The following is a 25665-nucleotide window of genomic DNA, read 5'->3' on the forward strand; positions in this document are numbered from 1 at the left end:
AACATCACCGAATGGAGAATGAAAATGCCCAAGCAGAACATATTTGACAACGAAACATTCTTTGAAGGTTACAAGAAAATAAGGGAAAAAGAATCCAACGCCAACGACCTCTTTGAAATCCCAACGCTGTTTTCTCTTTTGCCAGATCTGACGGGGAAAAGAGTTCTCGACCTGGGATGCGGATATGGCGAGCACTGCGTCTCTTTTATCAAAAAAGGTGCAGACAGGGTTGTGGGCATTGATATTTCGGAGAAGATGCTGGAAGTTGCAAAGGCCGAAAACAGCGATCCGAAAATCGAATATCGTCTCATGCCAATTGAGGACATTGCCCAAATAACAGAGAAGTTCGACGTCGTCATAAGTTCCCTGGCACTTCACTATGTTGAGGACTTCGAAGGAGTAGTAAGGAACGTGAATTGCCTCCTTACACCCGGCGGCGAATTTATCTTTTCACAGGAGCATCCCTTTAACACCTGCCACAGTACAGGCGAGCGCTGGACCAGAGATGAGAACGGTGAAAAGATACATATCAATCTGAAAAACTATGGTATCGAGAAAGAAAACGAGAGCACCTGGTTTGTAGACGGCATCAAGAAGTATCACAGAATGTTTTCAACCATAGTAAATACGCTGGTAGAGACCGGTTTTTCCATAGAGAAAGTGGTAGAGCCGCTACCTGATGAAGAGCTTCTTAAGAAATTTCCGGAGCATAAAGATCTTTTCCATAAGCCGGATTTTCTGGTCATTAAGGCAAGGAAACATTGAGGATCACCATGAAAAGACTTTTTGAAATTGATTTAAAAGACTATAAGGAATCAGGCAACGTATTTCGAAGACCTTCTGCCAGAGCAATCATCAGAAAGGGCGACAAGATCGCGCTGGTGTACAGCAAGAAGGAGAAGTATTACAAATTCCCGGGCGGCGGAATTCACGATGATGAGGACAAAAGACAAGCTCTCGTCCGAGAGGTCAGAGAGGAAGTCGGAATGGTTGTCATTCCTGAGAGCATCAGGGAATTCGGAAGTGTCCTCCGCAGGCAAAAGAGTGATCGGGGAGAGAACACTATCTTCGAGCAGGAGAACTTTTATTACTTCTGCGATGTAGAAGACGAGCTGGTTGAGCAGGAGCTTGATGATTATGAGAGCGATGCGGAGTTTGTGCTGCGCATAGTAGATCTTGATACTGCAATCGAAGCCAATGACATATATTCCAGCGATGTCTTTTTTAACGAGGTCATGATAAAAAGAGATCTCAGAGTGCTGAGATTATTAAAGGAGTTGTGAAGCTGATTATGGAGATAAGACGAATAGAGGATAACGAAAAAATTGGAGAGTTCATCAACAGGGAGTTCACAGATTATGCTGTGGACTGTGAAGTGGCGCTGAACTTTGAGGAATTTACCTTTGCTGCAGAAGATGATGGAAAGATAGCGGGGGTCATCACGGGACGAGCATATTACAACGAGGTCCATATCGGTGATTTGATAATCGGAAAAGATTACAGAAGAGCCGGTGTCGGCAGCAGGCTTGTGTCGGCAGTTGAGGATGCTTTCAAAGGGAAAGGCTATGAGAAAATCGCCCTCACTACCTTTGGATTTCAGGCACCGGAGTTTTATAAAAAGCTGGGCTATGAGCTTGAGTTTGTGAGAGAGGATAGGGATCCTAAGCTTTGTAAGTATTTTTACCTGAAGAAGATTTGATACTAGGAGAAAAGACCTGATGATTACTCTTGAGACAGACAGGCTGATCCTCAGAGATTACACTGAGAGCGACTTTGATGCCTACTACAAATTAAAAACCGATGATAAGACCATGTACTATATGCAGGATATCAGGCTGGACTTAGAAGATGATGCCAGGGCAGAGTTTGAAGGCGTGCTTGCAGATATGGAGAAGCCTGATAGGGAGTTTTATTTCCTGCACATGGAACTTAAAGACACCCATGAGCAGGTAGGAAGTGTCGGATACACGGTTACAGACAACACTCCGGTTGGCAAGCTTGTTCATCTTGGATACTTTACATATCCGAAGTTCTGGGGCAATGGATATATGTCCGAGGCAGTGCAGAAGGTGCTCGAATTTGCTTTCACTCAGGACAACGTGTACAGAGTAACAACCGGATGCCTGTCTGAGAATATCGGTTCCGAGAGAGTTATGCAAAAAAGTGGACTCATAAAAGAAGCTGAGCACATCGACTATGAGTGGCATGACGACAGAATGAAAACCCGCCTGGAGTACAGGCTTCTTCGCCATGAGTGGGAGAGTATGCATAAATGAAAAAAGTACTTGTACTGGGGTGCTCCGGAAGTGGCAAGAGCACCTTTTCAATTAAACTTCATGAGAAAACAGATCTTCCGCTGTACCATTTGGATAACATATGGTGGAAGGCAGACAGAACTCATATTTCCAGAGACGAGTTTGACGAGAAACTATCTGACCTTGTAAGCCGCGACAGTTGGATCATTGACGGAGATTACAGCAGAACTTATGAAAAGAGAATTGCAGCCTGCGATACAGTCTTTTTCCTGGATTATGGCGAGCAGGTCTGCATGGATGGCATTATAGGCAGAGTAGGACAAGATCGCCCGGATATGCCATGGACAGAGAATAAGCTTGATCCGGAACTGGTGGAGCTGGTTAAGAACTATGAGGAAGAAAACAAGCCGGTGCTTTACGAGCTCTTTTCCAAATATAAGGACAAAAAAGTGATCACATTCCACACTAGAGAAGAGGCAGAAAAATGGATTACAGAAATATGAATACAGACAGAATAAATGAACTTAGAAAAGAATGGGAAGCAGAGGAGAAGATTGCCCACATTCACGGCTGGGATTTTTCTCACATCCATGACAGATACGAAGAGGAGGACGATCTTCCCTGGGATTACAAGAAGATAATTGAGGAGTACCTTGATCCTGACATGAAGCTCATGGATTTTGACACAGGTGGAGGAGAGTTCCTGCTATCGTTGGGACACCCTTACAAGAACACAGCAGCAACAGAGGGCTTTCCGCCAAACGTTGAGCTGTGCAAAGAGACTCTTTTACCCCTCGGGATTGATTTCAAACCTTGCGATAATGAGTCAGACATACCTTTTGCCGACAGCTTTTTTGACATAATGATCAACAGACACGGCAGCTTTGACCCCAAGGAGATACACAGACTTCTTAAGGATGACGGCATATTCATCACTCAGCAGGTGGGAGGCAAGAACGACAGGGAACTGGTGGAGATGGTTCTGCCAGGCACACCTGAGCCCTTCCCGGAGTTAGAGCTTTCTATCCAGAAAAAGAAATTTGAAGAAGCCGGGTTTGAAGTGATCCGAGGCGAAGAAGTGTACAGACCAATCAGATTCTATGACGTGGGCGCATTCGTGTGGTTTGCTCGCATCATAGAGTGGGAGTTCCCCGGATTCTCGGTGGAGAAGTGCTTTGACAGGCTCTTTAAGATGCAGGAAGAAATTGATAAAAACGGCTTTGTGCAGGGAACCATCCACAGATATCTCATTGTAGCGAAAAAGTAAAAATGAGCCCTTGACTCCGTCCCTAGGGATCAAAAATGAGCCCATGACTCCGTCCCTGGGGCTCATTTATGTCATTTCAGTGGGGATTTTGTATAATTGAGAGGAAATGAATTGTTCAAAAAGGCAGCGATGCTATGATTGGTATATAGAATAACGGAGGCGGTTGTGGGAGACTCATCTTTTTATCTTATCGGTTTTGTCATATTGGTTGTAATACTCATTGCCTGTATTGCTGTCCTTGTAAGGAACTACATGAAGCTGATAGCCAGGAACGATGCACTTATGGAAAGCGTCGATAACCTGTGCAAGCTCAATGATAAACTCAGAATGGACAGACATGACTACCTTAACCATCTGCAGATCGTCTATGGTCTGATGGAACTTGAGGAATACGATGAAATGAATTCGTACCTCAGAAAAGTTTACAAGGAGCTGCTAAAGACAGGAAAAGCTGTAAAGACGTCAAAGCCTGCGATAAATGCACTCCTGGCAGCCAAGATGGCAGAGGCGGAAGCACAGGGAATTGAATTTCAGGTCGATGTAAAATCAGATTTGAAAAAACTAGCCATAGAGGACTGGGAGCTGTGCAAGGTTCTCTCCAATCTGATTGACAATGCCATGAAGGCACTTGAAGATTCCACCGGCGAGGAAAAGAAGCTCAGAGTGCAGATCACGGAAACCCCTGAGAGATACATTTTCAGTGTGGATGACAATGGCCCAAAGATCCCCGAAGATATAAGAGATAATATTTTCAAAAGAGGCTTTTCAACCAAGAAAGGCGAAGGCCATGGAATGGGGCTTGCAATCGTATCCGAGATTCTTAGTAAGAACAGTGGAGATATTGAACTTTTGTCAGATGACGAGGAGACAGTATTTACGGTAAGCTTTGGAAAAGGAGAATGATTATGGGAGCAGTTCAGATATTGGGAGTTATAGTCCTGATAATAGGAATACTTCTGATAGGCGTCGAGTTTTATATGCCCGGCTTTGGCTTTCCGGGAATAGCAGGTATCATCTTTACTGCAGCCGGCATCTTTCTGACCGGAAACAGCATGCAGCAAAGAGTGATAGTGGGCGTCATAGCCATTGTCATAATCGCAGTGATGCTCGTGATAAGCATAGTGATATTTGGGTCAAAAAAGATAAAGTCACCCATCAAGCTTGATGAGGATCTGCCCGGCAAGAATCTGTTTATCGATGAAAAGGATATGGAGTATCTTATCGGGAAAAAGGGAGTTGCAATAACGGACCTAAAGCCCTCAGGAAAGGGCGAGTTTGATGGAGTCAAGCTGGATATTCAATCTGCAAATTATTACATAAAAAAAGATTCTGCTCTTGTTATAACAGAAGTAAAAGACAACAGGATAATTGTAGAGGAGGAGAAATAAAATGATGACAACTATTATAATAGCAGCAATTGTAATCATACTTTTAATCGTGTTCTTTGCTGTGATCCCTGTTGGAATGTGGATTTCAGCAGTAGCCAGTGGGGTTAAGATCAGTATCTTTTCCCTGGTAGGAATGAAGCTTAGAAGAGTTAAACCTGTAAAGATTGTAAGTCCGCTCATCAAGGCAACTAAGGCAGGTATAAATGTTACAACCAATCAGCTTGAAGCACATTACCTGGCCGGCGGAAATGTAGACAATGTTGTAAACGCTCTGATAGCAGCAGAGAGAGCAAGCATGAACCTTTCCTTTGAGCAGGCATCGGCTATCGATCTTGCTGGACGTGATGTGTTCGAAGCGGTAACCATGAGCGTTACGCCCAAGGTTATTGAGACACCACAGATTGCAGCAGTTGCAAAAGACGGTATAGAACTTCTTGTTAAGGCTCGTGTAACTGTAAGGACCAATATCGACAGACTTATCGGTGGTGCAGGTGAAGCAACTGTTCTTGCAAGAGTAGGTGAAGGCATTGTAACTACAGTTGGTTCAGCAATCACTCACAGCAGCGTTCTTGAGAATCCCGATGATATCTCAAAGGTTGTACTTGAAAAGGGACTTGATTCCGGCACAGCTTACGAGATCATGTCCATTGATATCGCAGACATCGACATCGGCAGAAACATCGGAGCTAACCTCCAGAGCCTTCAAGCAGAGGCCAACACCAAGATCGCTCAGGCTAAGGCTGAGGAGAGAAGAGCAATGGCTGTAGCTCTTGAACAGGAGATGAAGGCAGAGGTTGTCAAGGCTGAGGCAGAGATTCCAAGAGCAATGGCGGAGGCCTTGAGGTCAGGAAATATCGGAGTGCTTGATTACTACAACCTTAAGAATGTTCAGGCAGATACCAAGATGAAAAACGATATCGGCAACAGCATCGCTGAATATGTCGAGACCAAGAAAGACAAGAAATAATAAACTTTGAAGGGGCGAAGTTATGATAAGAGCAATGATAGTTGAGGATGAAGAACAGATCAGAAATATCCTTAAAAAGATGATTGAGAAAACTTCTGATTGTGAGGTTGTATCCTCATGCGGAAATTTCGCAGCGGCTATCAGCGACTTTATCAAACTTCGCCCCGATGTTGTCTTCATGGATATTGACCTATCCGGTGAGAGCGGTCTTGAATGTGCCAAGGCTATTACCGAAGTCGATCCAAAGGTGAAGATAGTTTTTGCGACAGCCCACAGCGAGTATATGGCCAATGCCTTTGAGATATATGCTTTTGACTATCTCGTCAAACCCTTCGATCTTGAGAGGATAGGCAAGACACTTGGCAGGATAAAGAGTATGACAGCGGAAAAAGACACTGAGGCAAAAGCTGAAGGCTCTTTTGACAAGCTGGTGATTCGCGGAAAGGAAGAGATAAATCTCATTGATACAAAAGACATCTTAATGATCGAGCGGACCGACGGCATAAGCAGGATAGTGACCAGGGATGAGACTTTCCTTACCTCATCATCTCTTTCTTCCATTCAGGAAAAGCTCGACCCCGATAAATTCATGAGGTGCCACAAGTCTTACATAATCAGAGTGGAAGCAGTCAAAAAGCTTGAGGTGTACGGCAGGTGGACATATACGGTAACACTCAAGGGCACGGATGAAACTGCTCTTATGACTTCTGAAAAATATAATGAGATGAAACAGAAGCTGGTATTTTGACAAACTAAAAACACGTTGACTTTAAAGCGCACATTTGTTACTCTGTGTAATGTAATAAAAATCTTGAGGAAAGCGAGGTAATCATAATAATGAGTGCAAACAGAACAGAGATTGTAAATGAATATAGTATGATGACCTCGGTTTATGCCTTCTGATATCTGCAAGGCGTTTATATAGCGTATTTAGACCGTGGCATTTTTGTCGCGGTTTTTTTATTGCGCTTGTCTACAAGGTCTCCATACTATGGCTAATAACTAAAACTGACAACAACATGAATTAGTAAACATAATCAAGGAGACAAAACATTGAATAATTTAATAATCAGAAAAGAAACTACAAGTGATTACTACGATACAGAACTGATGACCATGCGCGCTTTTTGGAACATTCACGGCCCGGGATGCAACGAGCATCTGATGGTGCATAAGCTAAGGGGCGTCGATGAATATCTTCCGGAACTTAGCCGCGTGGCAGAGCTTGATGGCAGGATTGTTGGAGCAATATTTTACTCAAAGGCTAAGGTCGTGGATGGCGATAAAGAACACGAAGTCCTGACCTTCGGACCTTTGGCCGTTGAGCCAACATGTTTTAGCGCAGGGATAGGAGCGGCGCTGTTAAAAGAGACTATTTCTCTTGCCGGGGCAGCAGGATACAAGGGGATCGTGATCTGCGGAGAGCCTCAGTACTATCCAAAGCACGGCTTTAAGACCTGCGACAGCTTTGATATCCATCACCCGGCATTTGGAAACGCAGACGCGTTTATGGCACTTCCTCTTAACGACGGATTTGAAGATATTCACGGATTATTCTACGAAGCACCTGTTTTCGAGGAGTGCGAGGATGAAGAGGAGGTAAAAGAGTTCACGGATAAGTTTCCGTATTACAAGCCTCTTAAGTTTTCCTGCCAGTGGCTTCATAAAGAAAAACTTGGAAGAATATCACAGGTAAGCAAAAACAGCTACATGATAAAATTCTGGGAACAGGAAATCCCTGCAAAGCTAAAGGGCAGTTTTTACGGAGAAGATGCAGATAAGCTTCCGGTAGTTGGCGACTATGTAACATTTCGCTATAACAGACAGGGAGATTCAATGATCCTCTCTGTATGTGAGAGAACGAGCTTCCTCCAAAGACCTGACCAAGCCAAGACGGGAGTTATGCAGTACATGGTTTCCAACGTGGACTACTGCTTTATTGTTACATCTCTTAATGAGGACTATAACTACAACCGCATAGCGAGGTACGCAAGTGTTGCGCTTCAGGGAGGCGCTACTCCTGTTGTGATCCTCACCAAATCAGACCTCTGCAACAATACTGGAAGATATGTGCGCGAGGTTGAGCAGATATCCGATAAAGTCAGAGTCCATGCAATTTCGGCAATCTATGGCATCGGCCTTGAGGAGCTCAGAGAATATCTGATCCCCGGAAATACGATCTGTCTTATGGGCTCATCCGGTGTCGGAAAATCAACGCTTGTCAACACTCTGATAGGGGAGGATATCATGAAGACCTCAGAGATCAGAGAGGATGATGACAAGGGACGCCATACTACAACCATCAGAAGGCTTATCGAGACATCAAACGGTATCTGCTTTATTGACACTCCCGGAATGCGTGAAATAGGCATGGCAAACACCGCTGAAGGTATTGATGATACCTTTTCGGATATTGTAGAATTGGAATGTCAGTGCAAATTCAGTAACTGCAGGCACGAGACAGAGCCCGGATGCGCAATTAAAGCAGCCATCGCAAACGGTGAGCTCTCCCCTGAGAGATATGCGTTGTACAAGAATCTTGGCTCAGAGAATACCAGGAACTATGCCAAGAAAAAAGAGATCTCCAAGTGGGCCAAGGCGTATAAGAAAAACAATAACAGGTATATGTAATGAAATCTTTTATAAGACTTACGGATCACAAAAAAGAAGAACTGCGCAGGATATTTGAGATTGCCAACACCATCGAAAAGTATGAAGGATTCCTTAAAGGGAAGACCATAGTTATGTTCTTTCCGGCATCGAGCATAAGAACCAGAGTGTCTTTTGAAAAAGGAATATACCTTCTCGGTGGCCAGTCCATCTTGTTCGACCCAAAGACACTGGATAAAAAAGAAGAAATAAAGGATGTGTGCGGATATCTGCAGAACTGGGCAGATGCTGTTATAGTGCGCTATCCGGATATTAACATGATTGACAGGATGGCTGATGCAATGTCAGCCCCTGTCATTAATGCCATGACTGATGACAATCATCCCTGCGAGATAATGTCCGATCTCTACTCGCTTTCTGGGATCAGAGAGGATTACCTGAGTGATGAGTATCTGTTTGTCGGCGGCGATGGAAATATCGGAAGAGCCTGGAAAGAGGCATCAGACGCCTTTGGCTTTTCACTGACTCAGAGTGGTCCCGGTAAATACCGGATCCCCGGAGCTTCTTTTGATGAGAGATTGGAGAGTGCAATTGTTGGAAAAGACATTGTCTGCACCGATTCCATTACTGCGAGTATGCTTGAAGATTTTAAGAACTATCAGGTGACAAAAGGCCTGATGGAGAAGGCAAATAATAATGCAATCCTGAATCCCTGTCCACCTTTCTATCGTGGAGAGGAAGTGTCAGCGGATGTGATCGATTCCGATTTCTTTGTGGGATATGAGTTTAAAAAGAACCTGTTGAAAGTTCAGCAGGCAATACTTATATGGAGCATGTTATGAAAATTCTTGTTGTTGGTGGTACCAGATTTTTTGGAATTCCTATGGTCAACGCACTGCTATCTGCCGGCCATGATGTGACAATTGCCACAAGGGGAAATGCCCGGGCAGATTTTGAAGGAGAAGTGAAAAGTGTTGTATTTGACAGAACAGATCCTGAAGCTGTTAAAAGAGCTTTAAGCGGTCTTAAGTATGACGTGATAATTGATAAGATCGCCTACGGCTCCAATGATGTAAAAGCTCTTTTGGAGAATGTATCCTGCGACAGGTATATTCAGATGTCCAGCTGCTCTGTGTATCATGAAGAGCACGCAGGTATCGTAGAAGGGGAGTTTGCAACAAGAAATCACCCCTTAAAATGGCAGGACAGACTTCCCGATTATCCTGAGACCAAGCGAAATGCAGAGCGTGCGGCTCTTGAGTTTATGGATGAAGCTTCATGCACCTTTGTGAGATATCCTGTTGTTCTGGGAGAAAACGACTACACCGGACGACTTCGTTTCTACGTCGATCATATAAGGAACAGAATTCCCATGTATGTTGATGATATGGACAGAGCAATGTCTTTTATCCATGAAAAAGAAGCCGGGGAGTTCATCGCATACCTTGCTGATCATCCATGTGACGGCGCTGTGAACGGATGCTCAAACGGAGTCATAAAGATTTCGGAGATCATTGATTATGCTGAAAAGAAAATCGGTAAGACTGCGATTTTTGATGCTGCCGGCAACGCAGCGCCATACAATGGTCTGACAGATACGCTGAGCTTTAATACTGACAAGGCAAGGAGTATTGGATATACATTTTCAGATTTAGGTGGTTGGATATATGGGCTATTGGATAATTGCAACGCTTGTAGCGTTCTATGTTAAGGGATTATGCGGATTCGCAAATACTCTGGTTTTTACGTCGATTTTAAGTTTTACGGCAGCTAATATAAATATCTCTCCTTTGGAGCTAGTTCTTGGATATCCGACAAACCTGATAATAAGCTGGAAAGAGCGAAAGGCGATAGACCTTAAGATTGTTCTTCCGCTAACGGTCATGGTGATCATCGGAAGCTTTGGAGGAGCTCTTTTCCTGAAGAATGCAGATATCACGCTGATCAAGATAATCTTCGGAGTGTTGGTGATAATTGTGGGCATAGAGATGCTACTCAGAGAATTGTCCCACAAGAAGAAGGAGAGCTCGAAGATACTACTTACGATAATAGGAATTCTGTCAGGCTTTCTGTGCGGACTCTTTGGAGTTGGTGCACTGCTTGGCGCCTACGTTGGCAGGACGACAGATAATATGAAGGCTTTCAAGGCCAACATCTGCACAGTATTTGTGATTGAGAATACCTTCAGGATTATCCTGTATCTCTTTTACGGAATCCTCACTGTTGCTGCCTTGAAAAGAGCCTTGGTGCTTGCACCATTCATGCTTATCGGACTGGTGGCAGGAATGCTCAGCGCCGGAAGGATAAGCGAAAATGTGGTAAAAAAGATTGTGATCATCCTACTGATCGTATCAGGAATCGCACTGATTCTGAACAATATACTTTAAAGAGGTTCATTTTGAACCTCTTATTTTTTGCAAAAAACTGTTGACTCTGACGTTACGTAATAGTCTAAACTATAATTACACGTGAAGGAGATGAAAGCCATGATGACAGTAAATGAAGTAAGTAAACTGACAGGAGTGAGTATACGCACCTTGCAGTATTACGACAAAATAGAACTTCTTAAGCCGGCAGAGTATACCGGAGCCGGATACAGGCTGTATGACGATGCAGCCCTGGAGAAGCTGCAACAGATTTTACTGTTCAGGGAGCTGGAGTTTCCGCTAAAAGACATAAAGGAAATTGTGACCAGATCTGATTTTGACAAGAGGAAAGCACTGGATCAGCAGATTGGGCTCCTGGAACTTAAGAAGGAGCACATCGAGAACCTGATCGATATGTGCAAAGGACTAAAACTGAGAGGAGTGAGAAAATTGGATTTTAAAGCATTTGATATAAGTAAAATTGATGAATACGCAAAAAGAGCAAAAGAGCAGTGGGGAAAGACTCCCGAATTCAAAGAGTTTGAAGAAAAGGATAAGAATCGCACCGATTCTGAAAAGGCAGATATGATGGCTGATTTCATGAAGATATTTGAGGAGTTTGGCGCCATGAAGGACTCAGATCACGCATCCGATAAGGCCCAGGATCAGGTTAAGAAGCTTCAGGACTATATCACCGATCATTTCTACCACTGCACCGATGAGATACTCTTTAGCCTTGGCAAGATGTATGTCGGAGGCGGAGAGTTCACCGACAACATAGACAAGATGGGCGGAGCCGGAACTGCAGAGTTTGTCTATCAGGCAATAAAGGTATATTGTGGCAAGTGATAAATTGTCAGTAAAAATAACCTATAGACAGGAAATTGTATTGACAACGCATAATACGCCCTTTATACTAACAACTAATTATTTCGGAGGAAAGTTCACCATATGACAAATACACGTCTCGTCAACAGAATGGTCTCAGCAATGCTCGTGAATAATTATCAGGAGTTTTGTTCACCATGCGAGATGAGGTAGAACTTTCAGTGTAGAAAGTATTATGTATGATTTAGACCTTATCAAGCACATGTTTGGTAAGGTCTTTTTTTATACAAAAGGAGGGAAATTATGAGAATCGAAGAAGAGACAATCACATTAAAGGACGGAAGAGAACTAACACTAAGATCCCCCGAGGAAAAAGACGCACAGGCAATGCTGGACTACATGATAAAGACTGCAGAGGAAACTCACTTCCTTGTAAGATATCCGGAGGAGATTCAGACAACACCTGATAAAGAAAAAGAGATATTAAACTTCGTGCTTGAAGCAGATGACCGCGTATGGTTCACGGCGTTTGACGGCGAAAGAGCTGTTGGCAACTGCTCAATCTCCCGTAACAGAAATCATATCAAACTAAAGCACAGATGCGATTTAGCAATTGCACTGACTCAGGAGTACACAGGGTGCGGACTTGGCACGATCCTGATGGAAAAGGTAATCGCGAAAGCAAGAGAGATGGGCTTTGAGCAAATTGAGCTGGGAGTATACGAAGACAATGAAAGAGCCCTTGCCCTGTACAGGAAGATTGGATTTAAAGAGACGGGCAAGTTCCTTAGAGCATTCAAGCTCAAAGACGGCACATACTTCGATGAGATAAATATGGTCCTGTTTTTATAAGCAGGTATAAGCAGAGGGAGGACATGAAATGATAATAAAGAATGAGATACCAATACTTGAATATGATGATCACTCAGCAGAAGTTATAACTCCAAACCACGACTGGCCGGATCTTCAGCTTCCGAAGAAGTGCCTGTTTACATTTTTGGGAGACGTGGTTTCAAAATTTGCGCAGGAGCATAATGCAGAAATTGTTGAGAAATTCATCACGGTTTCACATACCGTTGAGATATATGTTCTTCATGAAGAGGGTGAGGATATATGCCTTGTACAGTCTCTGATAGGAGCTCCGGGAGCTGCTTCCCTCATTGACTGCCTCATAAGCTGTGGCTGCGAAAAGATAATTGCCATAGGCTCATGTGGAGTTCTTGCAGATCTTCCCGAGAATGTCTTTATTGTTCCGACAAAAGCTCTCAGGGCTGAAGGCACATCTTATCACTATCTCCCGGCTTCAAGGTATATCGAGCTGGATAAAGAGCCTGTGGCAGCAATTGAGAGGTGTTTTAATAAACATAACCTTCCATTTGTGACCTGTACAACCTGGACTACGGATGCATTTTTCAGAGAGACAAAAGACATGGTAAAATATCGTTTAGAGGAAGGATGCTCTGTAGTTGAGATGGAGTGTGCTTCACTTGCCGCAGTATGCAGAAAGCGCGGAGCAAGCTTTGGCCAGTTCCTCTTTACAGCTGATTCTCTTGCAAATGTTCATGAATATGACGTAAGAGACTTTGGAACAGGTTCTCACGAAAAGGCTTTGCTGCTGGGACTGGACGTACTGAAGGAGTACACAGACTGACAGGAAAGGAACCACCACAAAATGACAATAGAAGACATTAAGCAGGTAACAAGAGAGGCAGGAGATATCTTACTGTCTGCCAAACGCCCAAAGATCATGGAGAAATCAGGACATGCAAACTTCGTCACCGAGACGGATGAGAAGGTCCAGAGGTTTCTGGTTGACAGGTTAAAAGAGCTTCTTCCTGAAGCAGAGTTTCTCGGAGAAGAGGACGGGCAGGACGAGTTCTCAGCCAAGATGGCAAAGGGGTTCTGCTTTGTCATTGATCCGATAGATGGCACTTCCAATTTCATCTATGAATACAGACCTTCAGTAGTATCCATCGGTCTTCTGAAAGACGGAAAGCCCTACATGGCTGTAGTCTACAACCCCTATGATGACATGATGTTCTCAGCCATTGCAGGAGAAGGCGCATACATGAACGGCGAGAGAATAATGTCCTCCGAGGCGCCACTTTCCGAGCAGCTCTCATGCTTTGGCACTGCGCCATATTATGAGGAACTGAGAGATAAGTCTTTTGACATAGCAAAGAAACTCCTTCCGCTGTGCGTAGACCTAAGGAGGTCCGGAACTGCAGCCTGGGATATGTGCTGCGTCGCCATCGGAAGATGCGGACTATACTTTGAACTTAAGATTCAAATCTGGGACTATGCTGCAGCAGCGCTCATCGCCAAGGAAGCCGGATGCAGTGTGACAGACATAGAAGGCAATCCTCTTTCATACACAGGTGCTTCATCGGCGCTTTGCATGAGCAGAGGCGTAAAAGAGATTCCGACTTGCTTTAAGGAGGCTTAAATGATGGATTCAGAGGCAGGAATAAGGCTGAGCAAACACAGCAAGATCGGTATCTTACGGATATTTTTCAGCCGTTTTATACTCATCTTACTGTTTCTTGTGGTGCAGGTCTTTTTATACTTTACACTCTTTGGATGGCTTGAAAAGTTCATTCCTTATTACGCTGTGCTTGAAATCATATTTGCATATGCAATGGTCATTTATCTGTTCAACAATCGAATGGATGCTTCGGCTAAGCTGACATGGCTGGCGGTTATTGCATTGGTTCCCCTTTTTGGCGTTGCACTTTTAGCTTTTACCACATCCAATATCGGCCATCGAAAAACGCGCAAGAGAGTTGAAGAGATGATAAAACTATCTGAAGGCGCAGTCCCTCAGAACAGCGAAGTTATAGAAAAACTAAAGGGTGATCCTTACGGTACAGATGACCTGGTTAAGTATCTGAACAGAAGCGGCGATTTCCCAATCTTTACAAATACTGAAGTTACTTACTTCCCGCTTGGTGAAGACAAATTCAAAGCCCTTTTGGAAGAGCTTGAAAAGGCGGAGAAGTTTATATTCCTCGAATATTTCATTATCGAGGAAGGCTACATGTGGGGACAGATTCTGGAAGTCCTTGCAAGAAAAGCGGCGGAGGGAGTTGATGTCAGGGTCATGTATGACGGAATGTGTGAGATAACACTTCTTCCCCATGATTATCCAAAGCGCCTTAAGACCCTGGGAATTCGGGCCAAGATGTTTGCGCCTATTGCTCCGTTTTTATCATCTCATTACAACAACAGAGATCACAGGAAAATTCTCGTCATTGACGGAAAGGTTGCCTTCAATGGTGGCGTTAACCTGGCAGATGAGTATATAAACCACAAAAAAATGTTTGGGCACTGGAAAGACACTGCAGTTATGCTTAAGGGAGAGGCAGTCAGAAGCTTTACCCTTATGTTCTTGCAGATGTGGAATCTCACAGAGCCTGAGCCTTCATTTGAGCCCAAGTTCCTTGAACCCACAGGCTATCCTGAGACTGAGGGCTTTGTTGTTCCTTATGGCGACTGCCCATTGGATGAAGACAAAGTGGGAGAGACTGTCTACATGGACATCCTAAACAGGGCGACGGATTATGTTTATTTCATGACGCCCTACCTTATTCTGGATGGCGAGCTCCTGACAGCGCTCAAGTACGCGGCTGAGAGAGGCGTGGATGTAAGACTTATTCTGCCGGGAATTCCGGACAAGAAATTTGCCTACGCTCTTGCTAAATCTCACTACAGCGAGCTTACTGACTCCGGCGTTAAGATATATGAGTACACTCCGGGCTTTGTCCATGCCAAGGTATGTGTCAGTGATGGCAAAAGAGCTGTCGTAGGAACCATAAATCTCGACTACAGGAGCCTTTATCATCATTTTGAGTGCGCAACATATCTCTATAAGGTGCCATGTATTGCGGATATTGAAGCCGACTATAATGACGCACTTTCTAAATGCCGCGAGGTAACGAGGGAGACTATAGCTCATGAAAAAATAGCCTACAAGGTTATTGGAGCACTGCTTAAATTTATCGCACCACTGCTGTAGGCGAGCATTCCATCATGGTATAATTATGTATATTAACTTTGGAGGATTTTGAACATGAGTTTGAGCAACATAGAGAGACGAGATCAGGGTCTTGTTTATATTTCCGATGACTCGGTGTTCGAGGAGCAGAAGGTTGCCCGTCGTATCACGCAGCAGCTCAACACAGTGGACAGATCCGATTTTGATTCCATCAGAAAGATCATCACTGAGCTTTTTGGAAAGATCGGAGAGAACTCTTTGGTTAACCCGCCGTTTTACTGTGATTACGGAACGCACATAGAAATCGGCAAGAACTTTTTTGCAAACTATAACTGCACCATGCTGGATGTAGGAATGATCCGCATCGGCGATAATGTGCAGATGGCACCCAATGTAGCCATTTATACGGCCGGTCACCCGGTTCATCCAGCCACCAGAAATACCATGTATGAGTATGGGATTGATGTCACCATCGGCGACAATGTCTGGGTTGGCGGAAACGTTGTTATCTGCCCGGGAGTGACCATCGGCGCCAACTCTGTAATAGGCGCCGGATCTGTGGTTACAAAAGATGTACCGGAGTGGTGCGTGGCAGTAGGAAATCCCGCTCGTGTGATCAGAAAGATAACGGAAGAGGATCGTAACAAGTATTTTGCGGGAAAAGAGATTGATGCAGAGGCCTGGGAGCATATTCAGAGAATCCAGGCTGATGAAAATGATACTGGTAAATATCCAACAGCCTGATATAAGTAAAGGAGACAAGATATGCTGCAGGTCATAATCCTAACTGCTTTATGTGCCGTTTTTGCAACGATATTCTTAAGAGCTGAAATGCATGACAAATATGTATCGGCTGATGTCTGGAAGGGATTTGCGTCTCTCTGCTTTGTGCTGATCGGACTATTGAACAGTCCCGGAGGCAATGTGGCAACACTGCTCATCTATGGCCTTATTCTGGGATTTATAGCTGATATATTGCTAAACTTAAGATTCATCTTCAAGAAGAGAGGGCAGCTGGCATTTCTTATTGGAATCCTCGTTTTCCTGGCCGGACATATTGTGTACCTTATCGCAATCCTTGAGATGTCCACAAACTGGAAGATTTGCATTGCAATAGGACTTGCTTTGGCAGGACTTCTTATCCTGTGGCTTTTCCAGGTCATTTCTGCGAAACTGCCGTTTAAGATTTTTGGTGTGATCTACATCGGAGCTATCATGCTGATGAACGCAGTTGCAGTAGGTAACCTTATCGCTAAGCCATCGGCATTTACAGCGATATTTGCCCTTGGAGCCTTTTTGTTCCTGATCAGCGATATAGTTCTTATCATCAACACCTTCGGAAAGAAGTTCCGTGAGAGTTTTAGAATTTCCAACATTGTCCTGTACTATGCAGGCCAGATCCTTATTGGCGTCAGTCTGATGTTCCTCTAAAAAAGACATTGGAAGATAGACAATATGCGGAAACAGTGATATTCTGGCTAATAGAAAAACTACGAAAGGAGAGCACACAGATGACCTGGAAGACAGTAAACCTTCATCTGATGAAAGGTAACGTTTTAGCTGTTTGCGGGGATAGTGCGCTCTTTTTTAGGTAATAACCGACATAAGTATCTGCAGTCGGAATAAATTAAGAGACATTATCTCCTTATTCTTTTTAATGATCAAAAGACTAAGGAGATTTTTTTATGGATAAGAAAACAGCTAAATCACAAATCAATAAACTACTTGGAATAGACGCCGTAGCAGGCCTTGCCATAGCAGGTGCTGCCTGGGTGGCGCTTCTTGCATCGGGGACCAGAGAAGCACTTGCCTATGACAGCCTTAAAGAAGCCGGAATAGAGAATGAGTATGATAAGTTTGCATCAACAGACCTTATGATCTATCAGATATTTGGCTCTGTAGGAACGCTCCTTGCAGGATTAGCTCTTTTTCTGGGATATAAAAGAGCTAACATGATAGATGCAGTAGTAGGCGCTATCTCTGTACTCATAGCTCTTTCGCTGGTCGATGTAAAGACTGATCTACAAAACGTCAGCAAAGCCTCTGACAGATTTAAAAAGGTAATTTCGGAAAGTGCTTCTTTCATTAGAAATAACAGAAAGGCCAGACTCATAATTCTGTTCAATTCCCTGATAGGTGCAGTGGACATTCTGATACTTTTCTTTTTACAGGCCAAACTCCCACTGATGGGGCTTAGTAATTTCTGGCTAGGACCTGTACTGTTTATCATGGGAATGGGAGCAGCAATAGGAGCTAAAGCGACGGAGTATTTTCCGGAAAAGAGATACAGACAGATTGGAATTATCGCGACAATCGGCGTTATGTTAGCCTTTGCTTCTGTGTTTACGGGGAATATTTATCTTATGATAATAGGCGGTTTTATCGGAGCCTTCTCTGATAATTTCGTCCAGGTTAGGACAGATATTCTGCTGAGCACAATGATCCCGTCAGACCAGAGAGCAACGCTGATGTCAGTAAACTCTTTTGCCTTTTCCATGGTGATGATCGTGCTCTCACCGATATTTGGAATGATATTTGCGTAAGGAAAAATCACCTATCTATGAGTCTGAAAGAGAAAGGATATACGCCAACTGTAACAAAGGACACGATAAGGTAACGAACACTCCTTACAACACCCGCAAGTAGAGTTCCTGATTCAAGGAACTCCTTGTGGAACGGAAGTTTAAGGACTTCATTTAAGATCAGATAAATAGCAACACCACAGAAAATCCTCAGAATACAAATCAGAGGATTTTTTGTATTTTTGAAGTGAACAAATCTCTTTTCAAACTCAAAGGCACCGTAGATTCCGCCCACCAGTCCCAGGCAGGTGAAATAGTCCGTGGTCCTGCAGTAGAAAAGCCCAAGGCATGATATCAGGAATATTACAAGATAAATGAGCCATGTCTTTTCCTCGGGGACTTTGTTCCTTAAGAAGGTGATGAGCCAGATGCAAAAGAAACCTGATAACCATCCCAAAAGAACGTCGGTGGGATAGTGGACTCCTACTACCACTCTTGAAAAGCCTACCAGGAAAATGATGATTCCACAGCTTATGGAAACCCATCTTTTCCGGGCTTTCAGAGCAATAGTGCCGAATGCTATTGCTGAATTGGTTGAATGACCGCTTGGGAAAGACAGGCCCTGTGCTGCTATATCATACAGATCATGCTCTTTATCAAGAGGCCTGTAACACGTTATTGATTCGTGGTCAAAGTAGGGGCGTCTTCTCCAAAATATATTTTTAATAAGCGGATTTATTATGGTTCCGAGAATCATGATAGAACCTATGTGCTCGCCGAATTTCTTGTCATAGCACCAATAGGTAAAAGCTAAAAGAAGTATAAGAAAGAACTCCTCGCCAAGGGCTGAAAATACAGAAATAATGCCGGCTCCTGTGGGACCCAGTACGCTTTGCAGCCATTCCATCAGAGAAATTTCAAAATCAAAATAAAAAGTGTTACCTGTGAGTGTTTCCATCTTTCCCCTCGCAATCCCCAACATACTTAATAAATATTACTACGAAATGGTAACAACGGGCAATTTCTTTGGTAGAATGGATAACATAGGAGTAAGGAGGCAGAAAATATGACTGCTCAGGGCATCAGAGAGAAGCTGTTTGAGCTTCAGGATGAGAAATACAGGGATTTTCAGCAGGGACTCATACCGACAGTGGAGCAGAAGGAGTTTATAGGTATCAGAACCCCTGCGCTCAGAAAGCTGGCAAAAGAGCTGTATAAGGCAGGAGAGCTGGATGAGTTCTTTAATGATCTTCCTCATAAATACTTTGATGAGAATCAGCTCCATGCCTTTGCAATATCTGAGATCAAAGATTTTGATGAGTGCATGAAGGCTTTGGAAACTTTTCTTCCCTTTGTTGATAACTGGGCAACTTCCGACCAGATGTCGCCTAAGGTATTTAAGAAAAATAAGGAAGAGCTCTTTTCCCATATAAAGAAGTGGCTACAGTCTGATCACACTTATACCGTCAGGTTTGGAATCGGAATGCTTATGCAGCATTTCCTTGATGAGGACTTTGATCTGTCATATCCTGAGATGGTTGCAAAGATCCGTTCCGATGAGTACTACATCAACATGATGATTGCCTGGTATTTCGCCACAGCCCTTGCTAAACAGTACGAGAGCATACTTCCATTTATTGAGGAAAAGAGGCTTTCTCCCTGGACTCACAACAAGGCAATACAGAAATCTGTGGAGAGTTATCGCATCACAGATGAGCAAAAGACATATTTACGTAGACTAAAAATTAAAATCTGATATAATAGTATTCTTGGCTTTTTTAAATTTAAATAAGGAGGAAAAAAATAATGGGAGTCAATTCAATCGACGCAGAGGACGATCAGTTTGCATATCGTTATGACACACAGCTTCTTATTGACAGAAGAGACAAAGACCTCGATGAGGATGAGATAGCAGATTACATCACTGAGAATTTTGAGGGAAACAGCCTTATTGCTGCAGGTGATGAGGACCTTGTTAAGATTCATTTCCATACCAATGAGCCCTGGAAGGTTTTGGAGTATTGCAATACTGTTGGAGAGATTTATGACATCGTTGTCGAAGACATGATTCGTCAGTCTTCCGGAAAGCAAGGCTGATACTGGACTTTAACGTGGTGCAGTTATACAGAGTTTCCTTGCTAAATGTGCCCGTATACAGTATAATGGTTTGGTGATTTTTATAGAAATTTAATAATTTGAAAGAGAGTTTACTATATGAAGTGCTCAGAAATGCCATACAACAGAGTTGATATGGATGAGGTAAAAAAGTTTTTTGAACAGCTCATCACAGACAGCAAAAATGCCAAAAGCGGTGAAGAGCAGTTTGAGCTTCATAAAAAATATTATGAGTTCATGGCTGATGTTTGGACAAACATCAAGCTTGGAGTCTTCAGACACAACATCGATACAACAGAGGAGTTCTATTCTAAAGAGAACGACTATATTGATGAGATCACGCCTATGATCTCCAAGTATGCAAACGATTATAATAAGGTACTCTTTGAGTCACCTTACAGACCCTACCTTGAGGAGAAGATCAGCAAGGTAGCATTTAAGAACATAGAGCTTGCCAACAAGTCAATCGATGACAAGATCCTTCCTCTTATGCAGGAAGAGAACGCTCTTATCAGTAAGTATGACAAGCTGATAGCATCTGCCAAGATCATGTTTGACGGAGGAGAGTGCAATATATCACTTCTTCGCAAGTACCTTACCAGTGAGGACAGAGATACCAGAAAGCGTGCCTGGAAGGCTCTTTCCGATTACTTTATGTCAGTGACCGACGAGATCGATGACATCTATGACAAGCTGGTCAAGAACAGAACACAGCAGGCTAAAGAGCTGGGCTATGATAATTACGTAGAACTCGGCTACAACAGAATGAACAGAAACTCTTACAGAAGAGCTGAGGTTGAGAACTTCCGTAAGCAGATCAAAGAGTCTTTTGTTCCCTTTGTATGCAAGATCCAGGAGCAGAGGAAGAAGCAGATCGGCGTAGACGAGCTTAAGTATTACGACAACGATATGTTCTTTAAGAACGGTAATCCTAAGCCCACAGGAACTCCTGAAGAGATCATGAAGGCCGGACAGGAGATGTACAAAGAGCTTTCTCCTGAGACAGCGGAGTTCTTTGATTTCATGATTGAGAACGAGCTCTTCGATGTTCTTGGACGCAAGACCAAGAAGGCCGGCGGATACATGGATTTCCTTCCCAAGTACAAGTCACCCATCATCTTTGCTAATTTCAACGGAACCAGCGGAGATGTGGATGTTATCACCCACGAGTGCGGACATGCATTCCAGGGTTATGTTACAAGAAATGATGAGATAGTTGAGCACAATGACATCACCATGGAGACAGCAGAGATCCACTCCATGTCCATGGAATACTTCACCTACGGATGGATGGACAAGTTCTTCGGTGACAGAGCAGATGACTATTTCACAATGCATCTTCAGGATTCTGTAACTTTCATCCCTTACGGATGTATGGTTGATGAGTTCCAGCACATTGTATATGACAAGCCTGAGATGACTCCCGCAGAGAGGAAGCAGGTTTGGAAAGACCTTGAGAAGACCTACAGACCATGGCTTGACTTTGACGGTGATGAGTTCTTCGGAGAGGGCGGATACTGGCAGAGACAGGGACACATCTTCTGGAATCCTTTCTACTATATTGATTATGTTCTTGCCAGCGTTGTAGCTATGCAGTTCAAGGTATGGATGGACAAGGACTACCAGGATGCCTGGAAGCACTACTTGCAGCTCTGCAAGCTTTCAGCTAAGGACTTCTACGAGCCTATGCTTGATGAAGTCGGACTTAAGAGCCCATTTAAGGACGGAACCATTAAGGAACTGGCAGATGATATGAATGCCAAGATCTTTGGTTAATATGATTTATTTGTCTTTCTATATTTCTATGAGGGGCATTTAAATAAATACAAAAGGAGGAATGTTTATGAAAAACAGAAACAAAGTGTTGTCTGTACTTCTTGCTACATCTCTTGTTCTTGGAACAGCAGCTTGTGGCGCACAGCAGCCCGCATCTGACAATACAGGCGCTGATACACAGCAGGCAACAGAAAACACCGGTGATCAGGCAACTGAAGCCGCTTCTACAGAAGAAGTAGCATCTGGTTCTGACGCACCACTGGTAATCGCATCTGACGATTTTTCAGAGAAATTCAGCGAGTTCTTTGCTGCATCCGTACCGGATCAGCGTGTAGCTGATTTCACATCAGTAGCTCTTCTCGGCAATGACCGTGCAGGTGAGCTCATCTACAACGGTATCGAGGGAGAGACTAAGACTTACAACGGAACTGATTACACCTATCAGGGAATCGCTGATTGTGTTGTAACAGAGAACGCTGACGGAACAGTTGACTATGAGTTCAAGCTTCGTGAGGGCGTTAAGTTCTCAGATGGTGAGGAGCTCACAGCTGATGACGTAATCTTTTCATATTATGTTTACATTGATCCTTCATACGACGGAAGTGCTTCAACATACGCTCTTCCTATCAAAGGTCTTGCAGAGTACAGAAGCGGATCAGATACACTCTTTAACCTTCTTGTTAAGGGCGGAGCTGATAACACAGACTTCACATTTGTAACAGAAGATCAGCAGAAGAAGTTCTTCGAGACAGATCTTCCTGAGGCAGGTGCTAAGTTTGCTCAGTCAATCGCAGACTACTGCACAGCTAAGGGTTATCTTGCAGCTACAGAGGCAGTTGCTAAGGCAGACATCGCTAACGCAATGGCTAACTGGGGCTTTGCTAAGGATAACGAGGACGGAACAATCACAACTGCTGCAACAGGAACAACATTTGATGTTGCAGGCGGACAGGCTCCTACAGCAGAAGATTTCTGGAATGAGATGATGGCATCTTACGAAGGAGATGTTGTTACTCTTTCTGACACAGAGCAGGCTGATTCAGGAATCCTTGATTTCCTTTCAGATGACTACAAGGTTGCTATTGAGACAGGTGATTCTGTAGATCACGTTGAAGGTATTCAGAAGGTTGATGACCACACTGTAAAGATTACTCTTACAGAGGTTGATGCTACAGCTATTTACCAGCTCGCAATCATGGTATCACCTATGCACTACTATGGTGATCCTTCAAAGTATGATTATGACAACAACAAGTTCGGATTTGAGAAGGGTGACCTTTCAAGCGTTCGTGCTAAGACAACAACTCCTATGGGAGCTGGCCCTTACAAGTTCGAGAAGTTCGAGAACAAGATCGTTTACATGACAGCTAACGAGAACTACTGGGAAGGTGTTCCTGTAACTAAGAACCTTCAGTTCAAGGTTACATCAAATGCTGATAAGGAGAGCGGTGTAGTTCAGGGTACAGTTGATATCTCTGATCCTTCAGCTTCTAAGTCAGCTCTTGAGCAGATCGCCGGCGAGAACTCAAACGGTGAGCTCTCAGGTGACAAGCTCACAACAGTTCTTACAGACTACAGAGGATACGGTTACATCGGTATGAACTCTGAGAACGTTTGTGTAGGCGGAGAGAACGGCAGCGAGGCTTCTAAGAACCTTAGAAAGGCTATCGCAACTGTAATTTCAGTTTACCGTGACGTAACAATTGATTCTTACTACGGCGAAGCTGCTTCAGTTATCAACTATCCTATTTCTAACACATCATGGGCAGCTCCTCAGGCTTCAGATCCTGATTACAAGGTAGCATTCTCTGTTGATGTAAACGGAAATGATATCTACACAGCAGGCATGAGCGAGGATGAGAAGTATGCAGCAGCTCTTGAGGCAGCTCTTGGCTACTTCGAGGCAGCAGGTTACACAGTAACAGACGGTAAGCTTACAGCAGCTCCTGAAGGTGCTAAGCTTGGTTACGAAGTAATGATCGGTGGCGGCGGATCAGGTGATCACCCTTCATTCGGTATCCTTACAGCAGCTTCTGAGTCACTTAAGACCATCGGCTTTGATCTTCAGATCAACGACCTTTCAGACACATCCATCCTTTGGAATGCTCTTGAGGCCGGCACAGCAGAGCTCTGGTGTGCAGCTTGGCAGACAACTCTTGATCCTGATATGTTCCAGATCTATCACTCAGAGGGTGGTAGCGCAGGTCATTACAGAATCTACTCAGATGAGCTTGATAAGCTCGTTCTTGAGGCAAGAACTGTAACAGATCAGGCAGTTCGTAAGGCTCTTTACAAAGAGGCTCTTGACTTCGTTGTTGATTTTGCATGTGAGATCCCTGTATATCAGAGACAGGATTGCAACATATTCAGCACAGAGAGAATCAATGTTGACACTATCACACCTGATCAGACAACATACTACACATATCTCAACGAGATTCATAAGATTGCTATGAACTAAGTTTTAGCGGAAAATCCGTAAATTATGCTTTATTTGGTAGCAAATCGCAGTGCACAGCTGTGCACTGCGATTTCTGCGCCAAAAGATTTTGTTTTTCTACTAGATAAGGAGCACCATTACAATGAAGAAGTTTATAATTAGAAGACTGCTTATATCTGTTGTTCTTCTATTCTTTGTATCTATGATCATTTATACAATAATGCGTCTGATGCCTACATCTTACGTGGAGACTCAGGCAATGACCCTTGCCCAGAGACCCGGATCAAAGTCATTTCAGGAGTGGGTTGATCAGCTCAACGCACAGTATGGTCTGGATACCGGCATAGTTCAGGGATACTTCAGATGGCTATCTAAAGCGATTAGACTGGATTTTGGAGATTCCTGGTATTTCAATCAGCCTGTTCTTCAGAAGTTCTCCAGTGTTATCTGGTATTCATTCGGACTCGGACTTGCTGCATTTATTATTGAGATCTTAATTGCTATTCCTGCCGGAATCGTAGCAGCAAGAAAACAGTATTCAATTGCAGACTACGCAATAACAGTTATTGCACTCATCGGTATTTCACTGCCGAGCTTTTTCTTTGCGACAATTTTGAAATATGTCTTTTCCATCAGACTCGGATGGGTTGATCTGTACGGTATCGTAAGCCGTATGCATGAGACTATGTCCGATGCGGGAAAAGTTTTAGATATGGTTAAGCATATGGTACTTCCTACACTTACACTTGTCGTTGTAAGTATCGGATCCCTTATGCGTTATACACGTGCCAACATGCTCGAGGTTCTGAATTCTGATTACATCAGAACAGCAAGAGCAAAAGGTCTTCCTGAGAACAAGGTTATCAATCACCATGCCTTCAGGAACACACTTATTCCTATCGTTACACTTCTCGGTGGATCACTTCCGGGACTCTTTGGTGGTGCTATGATCACTGAGACTCTCTATCAGATCCCCGGAATAGGATATACTTTCTATCAGTGCGTAACTCAGGGAGATATTCCTTTTGTTATGTTCTACATGGTATTTATGGCTGTTCTTATTCTTTTAGGCAACCTCATCGCAGATATCACATATGCTCTTGTTGATCCAAGAGTACGAGTAAATTAAGAAAGGAG

Annotated in this window: 28 protein-coding genes; 27 read left to right on the forward strand and 1 reads right to left on the reverse strand. The window is 43.6% G+C overall.

Annotated elements, in window-relative coordinates:
- Positions 1-24 precede the first annotated feature (24 nt).
- The 22 genes from G632_RS0107440 to G632_RS0107550 all read left to right on the forward strand — a co-directional run bounded on the left by G632_RS0107440 (position 25) and on the right by G632_RS0107550 (position 18218).
- Positions 25-765 carry a class I SAM-dependent methyltransferase gene (locus G632_RS0107440; RefSeq protein ID WP_022768391.1) on the forward strand — a complete coding sequence of 247 codons (741 nt, stop codon included), beginning with the start codon at positions 25-27 and terminating at the stop codon, positions 763-765.
- Between the two features lie 8 nt (positions 766-773).
- Positions 774-1283 (forward strand): NUDIX hydrolase, encoded by a 510-nt coding sequence (locus G632_RS0107445; RefSeq protein ID WP_026512454.1) that lies wholly within the window; start codon positions 774-776, stop codon positions 1281-1283.
- Between the two features lie 8 nt (positions 1284-1291).
- Positions 1292-1699: a GNAT family N-acetyltransferase gene (locus G632_RS0107450; RefSeq protein WP_022768392.1), complete on the forward strand. Its 408-nt coding sequence runs from the start codon at positions 1292-1294 to the stop codon at positions 1697-1699.
- Between the two features lie 19 nt (positions 1700-1718).
- Positions 1719-2276, forward strand: a complete 558-nt coding sequence (locus G632_RS19245; protein WP_022768393.1) for a GNAT family N-acetyltransferase — start codon at positions 1719-1721, stop codon at positions 2274-2276.
- Positions 2273-2758 carry an adenylate kinase gene (locus G632_RS0107460; protein ID WP_022768394.1) on the forward strand — a complete coding sequence of 162 codons (486 nt, stop codon included), beginning with the start codon at positions 2273-2275 and terminating at the stop codon, positions 2756-2758. The genes G632_RS19245 and G632_RS0107460 overlap by 4 nt, the downstream gene beginning before the upstream one ends.
- Positions 2740-3522: a hypothetical protein gene (locus G632_RS0107465; protein ID WP_022768395.1), complete on the forward strand. Its 783-nt coding sequence runs from the start codon at positions 2740-2742 to the stop codon at positions 3520-3522. Before G632_RS0107460 ends, G632_RS0107465 begins: the two co-directional genes overlap by 19 nt.
- Positions 3523-3687: 165 nt before the next feature.
- Positions 3688-4425, forward strand: a complete 738-nt coding sequence (locus G632_RS19250; protein ID WP_022768396.1) for a sensor histidine kinase — start codon at positions 3688-3690, stop codon at positions 4423-4425.
- 2 nt (positions 4426-4427) lie between these two features.
- A complete protein-coding gene (locus G632_RS0107475; RefSeq protein WP_022768397.1) occupies positions 4428-4910 on the forward strand; it encodes an NfeD family protein in 483 nt (160 codons plus the stop codon).
- A 1-nt stretch (position 4911) separates the two neighbouring features.
- Positions 4912-5877, forward strand: a complete 966-nt coding sequence (floA, locus tag G632_RS0107480) for a flotillin-like protein FloA (RefSeq protein ID WP_022768398.1) — start codon at positions 4912-4914, stop codon at positions 5875-5877.
- Positions 5878-5899: 22 nt separating this feature from the next.
- Positions 5900-6625, forward strand: a complete 726-nt coding sequence (locus G632_RS0107485) for a LytR/AlgR family response regulator transcription factor (protein WP_022768399.1) — start codon at positions 5900-5902, stop codon at positions 6623-6625.
- A 305-nt stretch (positions 6626-6930) separates the two neighbouring features.
- Positions 6931-8508 carry a ribosome small subunit-dependent GTPase A gene (gene rsgA, locus G632_RS21075; RefSeq protein ID WP_022768400.1) on the forward strand — a complete coding sequence of 526 codons (1578 nt, stop codon included), beginning with the start codon at positions 6931-6933 and terminating at the stop codon, positions 8506-8508.
- On the forward strand, positions 8508-9329 hold the full coding sequence (locus G632_RS0107495) for an ornithine carbamoyltransferase (RefSeq protein WP_022768401.1): 822 nt from the start codon (positions 8508-8510) through the stop codon (positions 9327-9329). The genes rsgA and G632_RS0107495 overlap by 1 nt, the downstream gene beginning before the upstream one ends.
- Complete coding sequence (locus G632_RS0107500) at positions 9326-10198, forward strand: NAD-dependent epimerase/dehydratase family protein (RefSeq protein ID WP_022768402.1); 873 nt, start codon at positions 9326-9328, stop codon at positions 10196-10198. Before G632_RS0107495 ends, G632_RS0107500 begins: the two co-directional genes overlap by 4 nt.
- Positions 10155-10874: a sulfite exporter TauE/SafE family protein gene (locus G632_RS0107505; RefSeq protein ID WP_022768403.1), complete on the forward strand. Its 720-nt coding sequence runs from the start codon at positions 10155-10157 to the stop codon at positions 10872-10874. The genes G632_RS0107500 and G632_RS0107505 overlap by 44 nt, the downstream gene beginning before the upstream one ends.
- Positions 10875-10973: 99 nt before the next feature.
- Complete coding sequence (locus tag G632_RS0107510) at positions 10974-11702, forward strand: MerR family transcriptional regulator (protein WP_022768404.1); 729 nt, start codon at positions 10974-10976, stop codon at positions 11700-11702.
- 282 nt (positions 11703-11984) lie between these two features.
- On the forward strand, positions 11985-12533 hold the full coding sequence (locus tag G632_RS0107515; protein WP_022768405.1) for a GNAT family N-acetyltransferase: 549 nt from the start codon (positions 11985-11987) through the stop codon (positions 12531-12533).
- Positions 12534-12561: 28 nt separating this feature from the next.
- On the forward strand, positions 12562-13332 hold the full coding sequence (locus G632_RS0107520; RefSeq protein WP_022768406.1) for a nucleoside phosphorylase: 771 nt from the start codon (positions 12562-12564) through the stop codon (positions 13330-13332).
- A 21-nt stretch (positions 13333-13353) separates the two neighbouring features.
- Positions 13354-14127, forward strand: a complete 774-nt coding sequence (locus G632_RS0107525; RefSeq protein WP_022768407.1) for an inositol monophosphatase family protein — start codon at positions 13354-13356, stop codon at positions 14125-14127.
- On the forward strand, positions 14128-15696 hold the full coding sequence (gene cls, locus G632_RS0107530) for a cardiolipin synthase (protein WP_022768408.1): 1569 nt from the start codon (positions 14128-14130) through the stop codon (positions 15694-15696).
- Between the two features lie 60 nt (positions 15697-15756).
- Entirely contained in the window at positions 15757-16419 is a 663-nt protein-coding gene (locus tag G632_RS19260; protein ID WP_035782333.1) for a sugar O-acetyltransferase, read from the forward strand.
- 21 nt (positions 16420-16440) lie between these two features.
- The gene (locus G632_RS0107540; RefSeq protein WP_022768410.1) at positions 16441-17106 is read left to right on the forward strand and encodes a lysoplasmalogenase; all 666 of its coding nucleotides are present in this window, start codon (positions 16441-16443) and stop codon (positions 17104-17106) included.
- A 254-nt stretch (positions 17107-17360) separates the two neighbouring features.
- Positions 17361-18218, forward strand: a complete 858-nt coding sequence (locus tag G632_RS0107550; RefSeq protein WP_022768411.1) for a hypothetical protein — start codon at positions 17361-17363, stop codon at positions 18216-18218.
- 7 nt (positions 18219-18225) lie between these two features.
- On the opposite strand, the gene G632_RS0107555 is transcribed toward G632_RS0107550, so the two are convergent.
- Positions 18226-19155, reverse strand: coding sequence for a phosphatase PAP2 family protein (locus tag G632_RS0107555; RefSeq protein WP_022768412.1), 930 nt, complete (start codon positions 19153-19155; stop codon positions 18226-18228).
- A 108-nt stretch (positions 19156-19263) separates the two neighbouring features.
- On the opposite strand from G632_RS0107555, the gene G632_RS0107560 reads away from it, so the two are divergent.
- From G632_RS0107560 to G632_RS0107580, 5 genes are all read left to right on the forward strand, one after another.
- A complete protein-coding gene (locus G632_RS0107560; RefSeq protein WP_022768413.1) occupies positions 19264-19953 on the forward strand; it encodes a DNA alkylation repair protein in 690 nt (229 codons plus the stop codon).
- 50 nt (positions 19954-20003) lie between these two features.
- Positions 20004-20294 (forward strand): hypothetical protein, encoded by a 291-nt coding sequence (locus G632_RS0107565; protein ID WP_022768414.1) that lies wholly within the window; start codon positions 20004-20006, stop codon positions 20292-20294.
- 117 nt (positions 20295-20411) lie between these two features.
- Entirely contained in the window at positions 20412-22088 is a 1677-nt protein-coding gene (locus G632_RS0107570; RefSeq protein WP_022768415.1) for a M3 family oligoendopeptidase, read from the forward strand.
- 67 nt (positions 22089-22155) lie between these two features.
- A complete protein-coding gene (locus G632_RS0107575) occupies positions 22156-24549 on the forward strand; it encodes an ABC transporter substrate-binding protein (protein ID WP_022768416.1) in 2394 nt (797 codons plus the stop codon).
- A 121-nt stretch (positions 24550-24670) separates the two neighbouring features.
- A complete protein-coding gene (locus G632_RS0107580) occupies positions 24671-25657 on the forward strand; it encodes an ABC transporter permease (RefSeq protein WP_022768417.1) in 987 nt (328 codons plus the stop codon).
- Positions 25658-25665 lie beyond the last annotated feature (8 nt).

The organism is Butyrivibrio sp. NC2007, assembly GCF_000421405.1.
Classification (GTDB): Bacteria; Bacillota; Clostridia; order Lachnospirales; family Lachnospiraceae; genus Butyrivibrio.

What these genes read in the sequence shown, in the direction of transcription:
- G632_RS0107440 (WP_022768391.1), top strand. Translation starts at nt 25, where the DNA reads ATGCCCAAGCAGAACATATTTGACAACGAAACATTCTTTGAAGGTTAC.
- G632_RS0107445 (WP_026512454.1), top strand. Translation starts at nt 774, where the DNA reads ATGAAAAGACTTTTTGAAATTGATTTAAAAGACTATAAGGAATCAGGC.
- G632_RS0107450 (WP_022768392.1), top strand. Translation starts at nt 1,292, where the DNA reads ATGGAGATAAGACGAATAGAGGATAACGAAAAAATTGGAGAGTTCATC.
- G632_RS19245 (WP_022768393.1), top strand. Translation starts at nt 1,719, where the DNA reads ATGATTACTCTTGAGACAGACAGGCTGATCCTCAGAGATTACACTGAG.
- G632_RS0107460 (WP_022768394.1), top strand. Translation starts at nt 2,273, where the DNA reads ATGAAAAAAGTACTTGTACTGGGGTGCTCCGGAAGTGGCAAGAGCACC.
- G632_RS0107465 (WP_022768395.1), top strand. Translation starts at nt 2,740, where the DNA reads ATGGATTACAGAAATATGAATACAGACAGAATAAATGAACTTAGAAAA.
- G632_RS0107475 (WP_022768397.1), top strand. Translation starts at nt 4,428, where the DNA reads ATGGGAGCAGTTCAGATATTGGGAGTTATAGTCCTGATAATAGGAATA.
- floA (WP_022768398.1), top strand. Translation starts at nt 4,912, where the DNA reads ATGATGACAACTATTATAATAGCAGCAATTGTAATCATACTTTTAATC.
- G632_RS0107485 (WP_022768399.1), top strand. Translation starts at nt 5,900, where the DNA reads ATGATAAGAGCAATGATAGTTGAGGATGAAGAACAGATCAGAAATATC.
- G632_RS0107495 (WP_022768401.1), top strand. Translation starts at nt 8,508, where the DNA reads ATGAAATCTTTTATAAGACTTACGGATCACAAAAAAGAAGAACTGCGC.
- G632_RS0107500 (WP_022768402.1), top strand. Translation starts at nt 9,326, where the DNA reads ATGAAAATTCTTGTTGTTGGTGGTACCAGATTTTTTGGAATTCCTATG.
- G632_RS0107505 (WP_022768403.1), top strand. Translation starts at nt 10,155, where the DNA reads ATGGGCTATTGGATAATTGCAACGCTTGTAGCGTTCTATGTTAAGGGA.
- G632_RS0107510 (WP_022768404.1), top strand. Translation starts at nt 10,974, where the DNA reads ATGATGACAGTAAATGAAGTAAGTAAACTGACAGGAGTGAGTATACGC.
- G632_RS0107515 (WP_022768405.1), top strand. Translation starts at nt 11,985, where the DNA reads ATGAGAATCGAAGAAGAGACAATCACATTAAAGGACGGAAGAGAACTA.
- G632_RS0107520 (WP_022768406.1), top strand. Translation starts at nt 12,562, where the DNA reads ATGATAATAAAGAATGAGATACCAATACTTGAATATGATGATCACTCA.
- G632_RS0107525 (WP_022768407.1), top strand. Translation starts at nt 13,354, where the DNA reads ATGACAATAGAAGACATTAAGCAGGTAACAAGAGAGGCAGGAGATATC.
- cls (WP_022768408.1), top strand. Translation starts at nt 14,128, where the DNA reads ATGATGGATTCAGAGGCAGGAATAAGGCTGAGCAAACACAGCAAGATC.
- G632_RS0107540 (WP_022768410.1), top strand. Translation starts at nt 16,441, where the DNA reads ATGCTGCAGGTCATAATCCTAACTGCTTTATGTGCCGTTTTTGCAACG.
- G632_RS0107550 (WP_022768411.1), top strand. Translation starts at nt 17,361, where the DNA reads ATGGATAAGAAAACAGCTAAATCACAAATCAATAAACTACTTGGAATA.
- G632_RS0107555 (WP_022768412.1), bottom strand. Translation starts at nt 19,155, where the DNA reads ATGGAAACACTCACAGGTAACACTTTTTATTTTGATTTTGAAATTTCT.
- G632_RS0107560 (WP_022768413.1), top strand. Translation starts at nt 19,264, where the DNA reads ATGACTGCTCAGGGCATCAGAGAGAAGCTGTTTGAGCTTCAGGATGAG.
- G632_RS0107565 (WP_022768414.1), top strand. Translation starts at nt 20,004, where the DNA reads ATGGGAGTCAATTCAATCGACGCAGAGGACGATCAGTTTGCATATCGT.
- G632_RS0107570 (WP_022768415.1), top strand. Translation starts at nt 20,412, where the DNA reads ATGAAGTGCTCAGAAATGCCATACAACAGAGTTGATATGGATGAGGTA.
- G632_RS0107575 (WP_022768416.1), top strand. Translation starts at nt 22,156, where the DNA reads ATGAAAAACAGAAACAAAGTGTTGTCTGTACTTCTTGCTACATCTCTT.
- G632_RS0107580 (WP_022768417.1), top strand. Translation starts at nt 24,671, where the DNA reads ATGAAGAAGTTTATAATTAGAAGACTGCTTATATCTGTTGTTCTTCTA.